Here is a 12,523-nt window from a genome sequence, read left to right as displayed (position 1 = left end):
TTATTTTTTCACATTTTTAATCAAGAGATCTAAAAAATAGTGTACATTGAAATGGAATTAATCGACCAAATTATTTCCATCTTTTTTACAAGTTTTAAGCTAAACCGCCTTTACGATGAAGAGGAGCACAAAAATAACCAACCAAAGTATCGAATCTGCAGGACTTCCCAAAGACCCTAAACATGCCATTGCTGAATATATCTGGAATGGATTTGATGCAAAAGCCACACAGATCGAACTCTCCATAGACAGTAATGAATTAGGCTACATTAATCGTATAAGCATACAGGACAATGGTGAAGGCATACCCCTAGAGACACTTTCTTCCTCATTTGGAAACTTTTTGGATTCTATAAAAAAGAACAGCCTCAAACGCAGCTCCTATACAAGAGGAAAAAAGGGAAAGGGCCGATTTTCTTTCTCGCTTTTTGCAACGCGTGCAATTTGGAATACTGTTTTTCAGAAGGATGAATATTTCTCAAACTACCGAATTCAAATCGATCGCGAAAGTAAAGAGCAATACGATATCAGTGAAAGCTCGCCGGTAGGACATAAAAATACAGGAACACAAGTTACTTTTGAAGGCGTTTTTGGACTTAATGCTACTGTTTTTGAAAGCGATGACTTTAACAATTTCCTCGCACAAGAATTCGGTTGGTTTCTTTACTTGAATAAGGAAAGGGATTACGCCATACGCGTCAATGGAAAGCTGTTGGTTTATGATCATTTAATCCAGGAGACAGACCAGCTTTCGTGGACAGGCTATAGCCCGGATCGTGATACTTCTTATCATTTCACCATCAATTACATTCGCTGGAACCAGCAAATTGGTGATCGATATTATTATTATTTTCTTAATAGTGATAAAAAGGAAATTGCCAAAGTACTTAGCAGTTTCAATAATAACGCGATCAATTTCCACCACTCTGTCTATGTGGAATCTACTTTCTTTGATCATTTCGAACAACAAGATATCCTCCTATCTACAGAAGATAATCTTTTCTCGGGGAAAGCCAAACAAGTTATTTATCGAAATTTACTTGCTGAATTACGTGATTTACTCGATAGAAAGCAAAAAAAATATGTACTTGAGCACGCTGTCGCTGTAAAATTAACAGATCTTGAAAGAAAGGGCCTACTACCCGCCTACAACAACTCGGAAGAGGATAAAAAAAGAAAAAACCTATTGTTAGCATTAGTACAGGAATTATATATTGTAGATCCACGCATTTTCTTCGGCATTAAAACAGACCTTATCCGCACCTATCTTGGTTTCATCGACCTGTTATTACAATCGGAAAAAAGTACGGAAATTCTCCCTATCATCGAACAGGCACTTCCCCTAACTGAGAAAGAAAAGAATCGCATAAAACAGATTGTAACCCTTGCTGCAAGCCCTGAAAACGCTTCTTCCAAACCGAAAAAATAAGGCCTTTTTATTTAATGACTTTTAGATGTCAATAAATAAAATTAAAAGTATCACTTTTGCCTAACACTGTTAAATTATTTACACATTAGCATGGGTAGTAAAGAACGCATACAACGGCTCAAAGATGAAAATAGAACCAATATTCTAGATGCTGCGCTCCAAATCGTCAAAGAAGAAGGATGGCAAGCCCTGAGTATGCGCAAAATTGCAGATATCATTGAATATACTGCCCCCATGATATACGAGTATTTCGCCAATAAAGATGCCATTTTGATGGAACTTGCCAACCAAGGCTATCTCCTGCTTGCCAAAAAAGTAAAGCAAGCCAAATCAACTGAAACCGATCTGGAGAAGCAATTGGAAGCAATGTGGTTTAGCTATTGGGATTTCGCCTTCGAAGAACGGGAATTATATCAGTTAATGTTCGGTGTGGGAACTGCCTGTTGTGGATTTGAAAAAACGTATAAATGTGCAGAATCCCATGGGAAATTGATAAGTGATGTCATCCGTGAAATCATGAAAGAGAAAAATCCATCCGAAGAATTGATCTGTAGAAAGTATTTCACCTACTGGTCTATTATACATGGATTGATTTCGATCAATCTGGTAAACCAAGGTAATGGCGAAAATACCAATCAAGAAGTATTAAAGGATGCTATTTACGGCATCACACGCTCCCTGACTGACTAAATTTTTTTACAGCAAAAAATACAACGTTAAAAAATCTAACACCGTTAAATACACCAAAACTTCAATTTTTAATATCACATGAAAACAAATTTATCACCAAGTCTTAAAAAGATTTACGTTCCAGCACTTAACAGTGTTAAACGAATTAATATCGTAAAGACAGCATATGTGTTGAGTGCAATCTTTCTATACAGTTGCTCAACCGGAACAAGTAAACCCATTGATCCACCACCAGTTAACCTTCCGGTCGTTACCATCGAGAACGGTAACGAGACCGTTTACCAGGAATATCCAGCGACTATTGAAGCTTCCGCCAATATTGAGATCAGACCTCAGGTAGAGGGAATTTTGGAAAACATCTATGTCGATGAAGGAGCCAAAGTAACTAAAGGTCAAGCACTTTTCAAGATAAACGACCGCCCCTATCAGGAACAATTAAACCAAGCGAAGGCAAATTTGCTGGCAGCAAAAGCTAGTCTGGAAAATGCGGAGTTAGAAGTCGAAAAGAAAACAAAGCTGGTGAATACCAAAGTACTGACAGACTTCCAGCTAAAAACAGCTATCAGTGCGCGTAATGCCGCTAAAGCAAACGTACAATTGGCACTATCGGCCGTTGAAACCGCAAAAATCAATGTCGGATATACCCTAATACGGGCTTCAGCCGAAGGATACATCGGTAGATTACAGCGCAAGCAAGGGAGTTTGGTTGGTCCTACAGACGCACAACCACTTACAGCATTGTCAAATGTAAGAGATCTTCATGTTTATTTCTCACTGGGAGAAAATGACTTTATTGCATTCAAAAACAATACAGAAGGGAGCAACTTACAACAAAAGCTTCACAACCTCCCTCCGATCAGCCTAGTTCTTTCGGATCAGACAATTTATGATCAGAAAGGAAAAATAGATATGGTGGACGGGCAGTTTGATAAAAATACCGGTGCGATTACACTTCGTGCAACGTTCAACAATCCGGAGGGAGTTTTACGCAATGGAAATACGGGGCGTGTAAGACTACAGAAGAAGTATGAACAAGCATTATTGGTACCGCAGCTTGCTACCCTTGAAATGCAGGATAAAATCTTCGTTTATACCGTTGGTAAAGAAAATAAAGTTGTTCAACAGCCTATTACTGTCATTGGAAAAAGTGGTGCAAACTATCTGGTAAGTAAAGGACTAAATGCCGGAGATCGAATTGTCTACAAAGGCATTGACTTGCTTCAGGATGGTCAGAAAATTACACCACAAGCCTTATCAAGAGATAGCATCAATTCATTATAATATTAGAAAATCACATGCTTAAGAAATTTATAGAAAGACCTGTACTTGCTACCGTTATCTCCATATTACTTGTCATATTGGGGGTGATTGGTATCCTCAAACTGCCATTGCAGCAGTTTCCCGATATTGCACCGCCCGCAGTGCAAGTAACGGCATTATATCCTGGGGCAAATGCCGAAACGGTCCTTCGTGCCGTAGCCCCCTCACTCGAAGAGTCAATCAACGGTGTTGAAAATATGAGCTACATGAGCTCTACCGCCAGTAACGACGGTTCGTTAATGATTACGGTATATTTTAAACTTGGTACAGACCCTGACCAAGCTGCTGTAAACGTCCAAAATCGTGTGGCTCAGGCAACCAGCCAATTGCCGGCTGAGGTTGTACAAGCCGGGATCACCACGGCAAAACAGCAAAACAGCTTGATCATGGTATTGGATCTTTATACGGAAGATCAGAGTAAATACGATCAGACCTTTATTACCAATTACGCCCAGATCAATATTATTCCTGAACTGAAACGGATACCTGGGGTTGGACAAGCATTGCCATTTGGTGGTAGCAAAGACTACTCCATGCGCGTATGGCTCAATCCAAATCAAATGGCGATCTATAAATTAACGCCTGAGGAAGTAATGGCCGCCATCCAAGATAAAAACGTCGAAGCTGCTCCGGGTAAATTCGGAGAGAGCAGCCGTGAAGCTTTTGAATTTGTAATCAAATATAAAGGTAAACTCAACCAGCCAAGTGATTACGAAAATATTATTATCCGCTCCAATACAGACGGTTCTGTACTAAAACTCAAAGACGTCGCTCGTGTCGAACTGGGATCTTATACCTATGCGAGTCATACCCGCATCAACGGTAAAGCAGGATTGAATATTGGGGTAATGCAGCTTGCAGGTTCGAATGCAAATGAAATTCAGATTGCCATTCAAAAATTCATGGAGAAAGCCTCTTTAAGCTTTCCAAAAGGTGTCAAATATCTCGTTTTATACAACACAAAAGATGCACTTGATCAATCTATTGACCAAGTAAAACATACACTAGTTGAAGCATTTATACTGGTATTTTTAGTTGTCTTTCTATTCCTTCAAGATTTTAGATCGACATTGATACCAGCGATTGCGGTACCGGTAGCCATCGTGGGAACATTTTTCTTCATGCAGCTCTTCGGCTTTTCAATCAACCTACTGACTTTGTTTGCTCTGGTACTAGCCATTGGGATTGTCGTCGATGACGCGATTGTGGTTGTGGAGGCTGTTCATGCCAAGATGGAGCATGAAAATCTCCCGCCTAAGCTTGCTACGACATCTGCCATGAGTGAAATCACAGGCGCCATCATCTCGATTACATTGGTGATGTCTGCCGTATTCCTTCCCATCGGCTTTATGGAAGGTTCAACCGGGGTATTTTATAGACAATTTGCTTTCACCTTGGCGATTGCAATCGTTATTTCAGCAATCAATGCCTTGACACTAAGCCCTGCGTTATGTGCGCTCTTCTTAAAACCAACGCATCATGGTCATGCTGATGCCAAGAAACTTAATTTCAAAGAGCGTTTCTTCGCTGGATTCAATGTTGGATTTGATCGGTTGACGAAGAATTATTTAGGTAGTTTACGCTTCTTGATCCGTTATAAGTGGGTTGCATTTGCAGGATTGGGAATTACCCTACTTTTGACTGTATTTATGATCCGTAAAACACCTACTGGATTCATCCCATCAGAGGATCAAGGATTCATTGCTGTATCCTTATCTATGCCAGCAGGGGCCTCTTTGGATCGTACCTCTGGAGCATTGGCCGAAGCGGAGAAACAACTTCAACATGCTGATTTTACCAAAACTTTAAATGTACTTGCTGGTTTCAATATTTTGACACAATCCACAAGTCCATCAGCAGGTGTTGCATTTATCCTCCTTAAACCACATGAAGAACGTGGTAAGATAAAAGACATCAATGCTATTATGGCCGATGTCAATCAGCGATTGGCAAATATCAAAGGCGCAAATTTCTTTGTCTTTACCTTCCCTACTGTCCCAGGATTCAGTAACGTGGATGGTCTGGATATGGTACTGCAGGACCGGACCGGTGGACAACTCGGAAAATTCAGTGGCATAGGCCAAAAGTTTATTGGCGAATTGATGAAACGTCCAGAAATTATGATGGCTTTCACAACCTTTAAAGCGGATTATCCACAATATGAACTCCAGGTAGATGATATCAAAGCAGAACAACTTGGCGTAAGCACAAAAAGCATCTTACAGACTATGCAAGCCTATTTTGGTAGTGCCCAAGCCTCAGATTTTAATCGTTTTGGAAAGTATTATCGTGTGATGGTCCAAGCTGATGCCAAGGATAGAAGTGAACCAACTTCAATGGACGGTATTTTTGTAAAAAACAGATTGGGAGACATGGTTCCCATCAATACATTAGTCAAATTAGAACGTGTATATGGTCCGGAAACAGCATCTCGTTACAACTTATTCAATTCGATTGGAATAAATGCGATACCAAAACCAGGATATAGTTCCGGGGATGCTATCCGTGCAGTTGAAGAAGTTGCAAAACAACAATTGCCGACCGGATTTACTTATGAGTTCTCAGGTATGACTAAAGAAGAAATTGTCTCCGGAGGCCAATCCACATTGATTTTTATTCTCTGTCTGATATTCGTTTATTTTCTGCTTGCGGCACAATATGAAAGCTATATCATTCCATTGGCGGTTATTCTCTCCATTCCTACAGGTATATTTGGGGTCTTCGCAGCAATTAGCTTCACTGATATTGCCAACAACATCTATGTACAAGTCGCACTCGTTATGTTGATTGGATTATTGGCCAAAAATGCCATTCTGATCGTAGAATTTGCCATCCAAGGGCGCAAACAGGGACTATCAATTCCTAGTGCCGCACTTAAAGCAGCGAGATTACGTTTGAGACCTATTATTATGACTTCTTTAGCTTTTATCGTTGGTATGATTCCAATGATGACAGCGGTAGGTCCATCAGCGCAAGGAAATCACTCAATCAGTATTGCCGCTGCGGGCGGGATGTTCACTGGAGTAGTTTTAGGGCTCTTTATTATCCCTATTCTCTTTATTTTCTTCCAATTTATCCAAGAGAAAATAGGAGGCTCTCCAAAGCAAAAACAACATGAAAACAATGCCGTTTCGTTGGAAATACCCGTGCATACAAACAATTAGCATATCATGACAGCATTTAAATATATGAATAGTAAATCAAAATTACTGACGGTTTTCATCTTATCTTTTGTCGCATGGTCTTGCAAAACAGATAAGTTGGTCAGCAATCAACACCTTGCCCCCAACTTACCCGAACAGTACCGTGACCAGGCTAAAGCTCCGCAGGAAACTAGCATAGGTTCTATTCCATGGCGTGATTTTTTTAAGGATCAAGTCTTACAAACCTTGATCGATAGTGCGATACAACATAACTTAGATATGCAACTGGCACTAAAAAATATAGAAGCGTCTCAACTGAGCCTGAAACAAGCAAAAGCTAACTATCTTCCCACGGCCCAACTACAGATCCGCGGAAATAGCACCAACCCATCCAATAATAGTATGAATGGATTGAGCCTGGGGCAGTTTTTAGGCCAACACCATGTGGAAGATTATACGGCATCCTTAGGTTTATCCTGGGAGGCCGACATATGGGGTAAAATCAAAAACCAAAATATCGCTGCTTTAGCTTCCTATCTACAGACAGAAGAAGCGAAAAAAGTAATTCAAACCCAATTAATTGCACAAGTTGCACAAGGTTATTATCAACTACTGATGCTTTATCAATTGCGTGATATCGCCAAACAAAACTTGCAATTGAGCGATACAACTTTACGCATTGTCCAGCAACAATATGAAGTTGGTGACATTACGCTGCTTGCGTTGGAACAGGTCGATGCGCAGCGATTGTCTGCAGCTGCCTTGATCCCAGACTTTGAACAACAGATCCGTATTCAGGAAAATGCCATTCAAATTCTTAGCGGAAAACTCCCGCAGGAAATTAAAATAGCGGAGAAATTGTCGAATATTCAATTCCCCGAAGAATTAGCAACTGGCGTCCCAGCCGATTTGTTAAGTCATCGTCCGGATGTAAAACAAGCTGAACTGGCTATTACAGCTTCACAAGCTTATCAACAATACGCAAAGGCACGGATGTATCCTTCCTTGGTTATTAGCGCCGAAGCAGGAGTAAATGCATTCAAGGCAAGCAATTGGTTCAACTTACCAGCTTCATTATTTGGGGCAATTACAGGAAGTATTACGCAGCCAATTTTACAGCGGAAGGAATTGAAAACTCAATATGAACTGGCACGTGTCGAACAAGAAAAGAACGTATTGATCTTCAAGCAAAAAGTAATCTCAGCAGCTGGAGAAGTTTCCGATGCTTTAATTTCAATTCAAAAATTGAAAGAAAAACAAAAAATTACTTCGGATAGAACGACGCGTCTAAAGGAAGCAACGAAGCACGCCAATCTTTTATTTGAAACAGGAATGGCCACTTACTTGGAAGTAATTACAGCACAAAGCAATATCTTGCAAAGTGAGCTCGAATTTGCTCAGGTAAAAAAAGCGGAGCTTTCTGCAGTTGTTGACCTGTATCGTTCATTAGGTGGTGGATGGAGCAACAACTAATGCTGTAAAAAAAGCAATTTTCTAATTTTATTATACATATCTGGTAGATGGGGGGCTTTAGGGTCCCCTGTTTTATTTTTATCCGAAGCGCATTCTTCCATCACCTTTAATTTGTTTCCATGTGAAGCATACTTCAAAGCAAATTAAAAGCAAGCTTTTTCTTTTGTTTAACCTTCTTCTACAACGCGATCTCATTCAATTTATAAATCCTTCAAACCTTGGAATAAAAGAGACAAATGCAGCTGAAACAATGCGATTACTTTTGTGACATCATATAAATTTTATAAAATGAGAGATTTAAAAAAAATTGCATTAGCGGTATGTATCGCCTTAAGCACGTTAGTAGCGATGAGCTGCAGTAAAGATGACGAAACTGTTGTTGAACCACAGCTTACACCAAGTGAAATATTAGCCAGTACACCCTGGGAAACAACAAACGCAAAGAATAATAAAGGAGAAAGTGTAGTGTTAACAGATGCTAACGTGTCAAATTTTGTAGGATTTGCTTATTTCAAATCTGACGGTACATTTACAATGTTCAATCTTGACAATTCTCCCAAAATGCACGGCGACTGGACCGTATCTGCAGATGGTAAAACGAGAACAATTGTTGCTAAAAATGCTGCTGGTGAAACATTGTTTACTCGTGTGGTTGATATTACCGTATTAACGAAGAAAGAATTCACGTATAGAGTTTATCCAAACGCTAATGACAAAACAATCTATTTCGATATTATCCATACACCAACAACACATCAAGAGCCAAAATAATTTACAGGATAACACATCGAAAAAATAGTTACCTCAATAAAACAGAAAGGCTTGACGAAATGATGTCAAGCCTTTCTGTTTATAGCTAAAAACGAACCCCATCTCCAAAGTCATTCTTTGACACTGTTAGATCAACCGATAACAAAAAACCAATAACAACAAGATTTACAATCCATTAAAAAACAGAACATCCGAATTTCATAAAAAAGTATATTCTGATATGCCAAGGCAAGATAATCTATCGACCTTCGTCAATATACGTCTGAGTACATCAAATTGATATTTCAGTCGGGGCTTTATACGCTTCAGCAGAAATTTGTCGTCCAATACTAAAAGGAATTACGAAATTTGCATAGATTTCACCGATACATATAAGTTAAAAGAATGCAGGATATAGCGATCTATAAAAACGATAAGACTCTAATTAGTACAAATAAAAAAAGGCTGATATTTACCTTTCTGTCCTTTCTGCTTATTTATCTCGTCGCCTATATTATTGATCCTTTCTCGACTTGCTGGGATGGCTATTTTAAACGGAATATGTTCGAAATACTCGGTGAATGGACATTTACGATCATTTACAGCTTTATCATTTCCGAATTTAGTATCATTGTCCATGACAAGCTTAATAAGTTCTTAACCTGGAAAGATAGTCCGACAGAGCGACTTCTACTTGAAACCGTCATCAACCTTTTTGCAGTACTCTTTATCAATTTACTGCTGGAGTACCTGATTTCCAAATATTATTTTGGACCTCAAAATGTTACTATAGCCCCATCTTTGGAGGAAAAAAGGGGGATGATTCAAAACATTACAATCAGTGTATTGATTGCGTTGATGATAATGGGGATCAATATTGGTAGTCATTTGATCACCAACTGGAAGAATGAATCCATGCGCGCAGCAAAGCTCGATCAGGTCATTCTTGAAACAGAACTTCAATCGTTAAAATTACAGATCGACCCCCATTTTGTCTTTAATAACCTGAGCGTGCTCTCAGAAATCATCCTCGAAGACCAACAATTAGGCTATGAATATGCAGAAAACTTCTCCAAAATATATCGCTACCTTCTTGTCAATTCCAAAAAGGACATTATCTCACTCGAAGAAGAACTCAACTTTCTAAATTCATACATATTTCTCATCAAAAACCGATTTGGCGATGGCGTAAACTTCGAAATAAACGTCAATCCCGCCAAACGCAATTGCCAATTACCTCCCCTTACCTTACAATTATTGGTAGAAAATGCATTAAAGCATAATCAGACAAATAAGAAAAAACCGCTGAAAATAAAGGTATACACCAACTCCCAGAATCAACTTGTTGTTGAAAATATATTAATCCCTATTGAGAATGTATCCGAATCATCGGGAATCGGGATTTCAAACATCATTAAGAGATACGATTTGCTATCCAACTTAAAACTGCAAATAAAGAATGATGGCAAAACATTTAACGTTATCCTCCCACTTTTAGCGCAAGCATAATGAATATAACCAAAGTATTAATCATCGAGGACGAAAAACTCAATGCCGATCGTTTAAAACGACTTTTGAAGGAAATAAAGCCATCCATCGTTATTTTAGATGTGCTGGATAATATCGCTGATAGCATCAACTGGTTCAATGGCAATGAACTTCCCGACCTGGTGATGATGGATATTCGTCTATCCGATGGTTTAAGCTTTGAAATATTAGAGACTATAAAAATAGATTGCCCAATCATATTTACAACAGCATTTGACGAATACGCTGTGAGGGCCTTTAAATTCAATAGCATAGATTATTTGCTTAAGCCTGTAGAAAAAACAGAGCTGGAAAACGCCATCCAAAAACTTGACTATCAAAAAGATCTCCAGATCAACCAACAACCGCTTCAAGGTTTATTGGATTTTATCTATCCGAAAGATTTTCGCTCACGCTTTCTAATTCCATTCAAAGACGGCTATAAAACCGTTCTTGTTGAAGAGATATTATACTTCTACTCCGAATTTAAACTTACCCATGCGCAACTCAAATGTGGCACTGTCGAAATTGTCCCTCAAACAATGGAAGAACTCGAACAGCAATTAAATCCAAAAGTATTTTTTCGCGCCAACAGGCAATTCATTGTGCATATAGATGCGATCAAAAGATTACATAACCACTTCAACGGAAAACTAAAAATAGAAATTAAAAATAACGATCAAGTGGAAATCCTTGTGAGCAGAGAAAAGGCTCAACTGCTAAAAAATTGGTTAGACTATTAATATTAAAACTGATCCGCTTACTCCTTTTTTCGTCAGAAAGGTAAAGTAAGTTTTTCGCGATGAAGAAGGGGATGTCAATCGGTAAGACCAATATTTCCAACACAATCGGATCGGACCATTTAATATCGTAAAATTCAGATCATCACTGATACGTTTCAGTAAGCAATTGTAACGTCTCGGTAGATTTCTTTGCCTTACGGCTTAAAAGAATTCTTTTCTTTGTTTCATTATAAAATGATAAAATGGCACAAAGAACGATGACTTTAAAACCTTTCCTTACACTTATTACAGCAGCAGCATTATTATCGTCCTGTGGAGGCAACCAAGAACAACCGCAAGAGCAGGCAGTTACTGTTGACTTTATCGAATTATCTCCTACCCACGCGGAGACCGAAAAAAAATATCCTGGTACATTAGAGGGGACCGTCAACGTCGATGTCAAAGCGCAGGTAACGGGGTATCTCGAGCAGATTTATGTCAAAGAAGGAGACTATGTATCCCAGGGTCAACCCCTTTTCAAAATAAAAGCTGATGTCTACAACGAACAAGTAAACAACAGCAAGGCAGCTTACCAAGCTGCTTTATCGGCAGAACAAAACGCTAAATTGGAGATTGAAAAAATCAAACCACTTGTTGAAGGTAAAGTGTATACCGAATTACAGTTAAAAACTGCAGAGGCCAATTATGCTGCAGCTAAAGCACAGGTAGCACAAGCACAAGCTGCACTCGGTTCATCTCAAATAAATGCCAAATTTACGTTGATCAATGCGCCAGTGAGTGGTTATATCGGCCGTATTCCTAATCGGATCGGAAATTTAATTACCGCAGCAGATGCGACACCTTTAACAACGCTATCTGAAATCAATACCGTAAATGTGTATTTTTCATTGAGTGAGGCCGACTTTATAGCCTTTATCAAAGATCAGAATAACAAATCATCCAATCAACAAGCAACGCTCTTACTGGCTGATGGAACAGCATACAACCATTCGGGGAAAGTAGAGTTAGCCAGTGGTAACATCGACAGAACAACAGGAAGCATGGCACTTAAAGCAAGTTTCATCAATCCCGAAAAAATTCTCCGTTCGGGTGGCTCAGCAAAAGTAATCTTGAAAAAAGCGCATGAAAACGTATTGTTGGTACCTATGGCCGCTGTCAAGGATATTCAAGACCGCTATTTCGTTTATGTTATTGGTGAGAAAAATAAAATTTCCATGAAACAGATTGAAATTGCAGGAAATACCGCTAACGCCTATTTACTAAAATCGGGACTCACAGCTGGTGAAAAAATCGTTATGAATAGAATTGATATGCTTAATGATGGAATGCAAGTTCAACCGACTAAAAAATCCACCATGTAACAAGGATAGCAGGTATAGCAAAAGCTGAACTGCTCAAAGAAAGGCAAGGCAACAAGCCTATACATTCAGTATTCACTTTTGGAAAAA

9 protein-coding genes are annotated in these 12,523 nt (G+C 39.0%); all 9 read left to right on the top strand.

Features of this window, described 5'->3' with window-relative positions:
• Nucleotides 1-115 precede the first annotated feature (115 nt).
• The 9 genes from AACH28_RS25320 to AACH28_RS25280 all read left to right on the top strand — a co-directional run bounded on the left by AACH28_RS25320 (nt 116) and on the right by AACH28_RS25280 (nt 12,436).
• A complete protein-coding gene (locus AACH28_RS25320) occupies nt 116-1,429 on the top strand; it encodes an ATP-binding protein (protein WP_088162101.1) in 1,314 nt (437 codons plus the stop codon).
• A 90-nt stretch (nt 1,430-1,519) separates the two neighbouring features.
• Complete coding sequence (locus tag AACH28_RS25315) at nt 1,520-2,119, top strand: TetR/AcrR family transcriptional regulator (RefSeq protein WP_088162102.1); 600 nt, start codon at nt 1,520-1,522, stop codon at nt 2,117-2,119.
• Nucleotides 2,120-2,197: 78 nt separating this feature from the next.
• Nucleotides 2,198-3,400 (top strand): efflux RND transporter periplasmic adaptor subunit, encoded by a 1,203-nt coding sequence (locus tag AACH28_RS25310; RefSeq protein ID WP_145327061.1) that lies wholly within the window; start codon nt 2,198-2,200, stop codon nt 3,398-3,400.
• A 14-nt stretch (nt 3,401-3,414) separates the two neighbouring features.
• A complete protein-coding gene (locus AACH28_RS25305; protein ID WP_341831856.1) occupies nt 3,415-6,603 on the top strand; it encodes an efflux RND transporter permease subunit in 3,189 nt (1,062 codons plus the stop codon).
• 24 nt (nt 6,604-6,627) lie between these two features.
• Nucleotides 6,628-8,055, top strand: a complete 1,428-nt coding sequence (locus tag AACH28_RS25300; RefSeq protein ID WP_341831855.1) for an efflux transporter outer membrane subunit — start codon at nt 6,628-6,630, stop codon at nt 8,053-8,055.
• Nucleotides 8,056-8,343: 288 nt separating this feature from the next.
• A complete protein-coding gene (locus AACH28_RS25295) occupies nt 8,344-8,826 on the top strand; it encodes a DUF4822 domain-containing protein (protein ID WP_075993253.1) in 483 nt (160 codons plus the stop codon).
• Between the two features lie 384 nt (nt 8,827-9,210).
• Nucleotides 9,211-10,314 carry a sensor histidine kinase gene (locus AACH28_RS25290; protein ID WP_075993254.1) on the top strand — a complete coding sequence of 368 codons (1,104 nt, stop codon included), beginning with the start codon at nt 9,211-9,213 and terminating at the stop codon, nt 10,312-10,314.
• A complete protein-coding gene (locus AACH28_RS25285; protein WP_075993255.1) occupies nt 10,314-11,075 on the top strand; it encodes a LytTR family DNA-binding domain-containing protein in 762 nt (253 codons plus the stop codon). The genes AACH28_RS25290 and AACH28_RS25285 overlap by 1 nt, the downstream gene beginning before the upstream one ends.
• A 242-nt stretch (nt 11,076-11,317) precedes the next feature.
• Nucleotides 11,318-12,436, top strand: coding sequence for an efflux RND transporter periplasmic adaptor subunit (locus AACH28_RS25280; RefSeq protein WP_248931936.1), 1,119 nt, complete (start codon nt 11,318-11,320; stop codon nt 12,434-12,436).
• The last annotated feature ends 87 nt before the right edge of the window (nt 12,437-12,523 follow it).

This window comes from Sphingobacterium thalpophilum (assembly GCF_038396785.1).
GTDB classification, from domain to species: Bacteria; Bacteroidota; Bacteroidia; order Sphingobacteriales; family Sphingobacteriaceae; genus Sphingobacterium; species Sphingobacterium thalpophilum_A.
Note: the sequence above shows the minus strand (reverse complement) of the source record. Positions and strands in the feature narration are given on the sequence as shown.

Excerpts from the sequence above, each read along its gene's own strand:
- AACH28_RS25280 (WP_248931936.1), top strand. The coding sequence starts at position 11,318 with ATGGCACAAAGAACGATGACTTTAAAACCTTTCCTTACACTTATTACA.
- AACH28_RS25305 (WP_341831856.1), top strand. The coding sequence starts at position 3,415 with ATGCTTAAGAAATTTATAGAAAGACCTGTACTTGCTACCGTTATCTCC.
- AACH28_RS25285 (WP_075993255.1), top strand. The coding sequence starts at position 10,314 with ATGAATATAACCAAAGTATTAATCATCGAGGACGAAAAACTCAATGCC.
- AACH28_RS25315 (WP_088162102.1), top strand. The coding sequence starts at position 1,520 with ATGGGTAGTAAAGAACGCATACAACGGCTCAAAGATGAAAATAGAACC.
- AACH28_RS25295 (WP_075993253.1), top strand. The coding sequence starts at position 8,344 with ATGAGAGATTTAAAAAAAATTGCATTAGCGGTATGTATCGCCTTAAGC.
- AACH28_RS25300 (WP_341831855.1), top strand. The coding sequence starts at position 6,628 with ATGAATAGTAAATCAAAATTACTGACGGTTTTCATCTTATCTTTTGTC.
- AACH28_RS25310 (WP_145327061.1), top strand. The coding sequence starts at position 2,198 with ATGAAAACAAATTTATCACCAAGTCTTAAAAAGATTTACGTTCCAGCA.
- AACH28_RS25320 (WP_088162101.1), top strand. The coding sequence starts at position 116 with ATGAAGAGGAGCACAAAAATAACCAACCAAAGTATCGAATCTGCAGGA.
- AACH28_RS25290 (WP_075993254.1), top strand. The coding sequence starts at position 9,211 with ATGCAGGATATAGCGATCTATAAAAACGATAAGACTCTAATTAGTACA.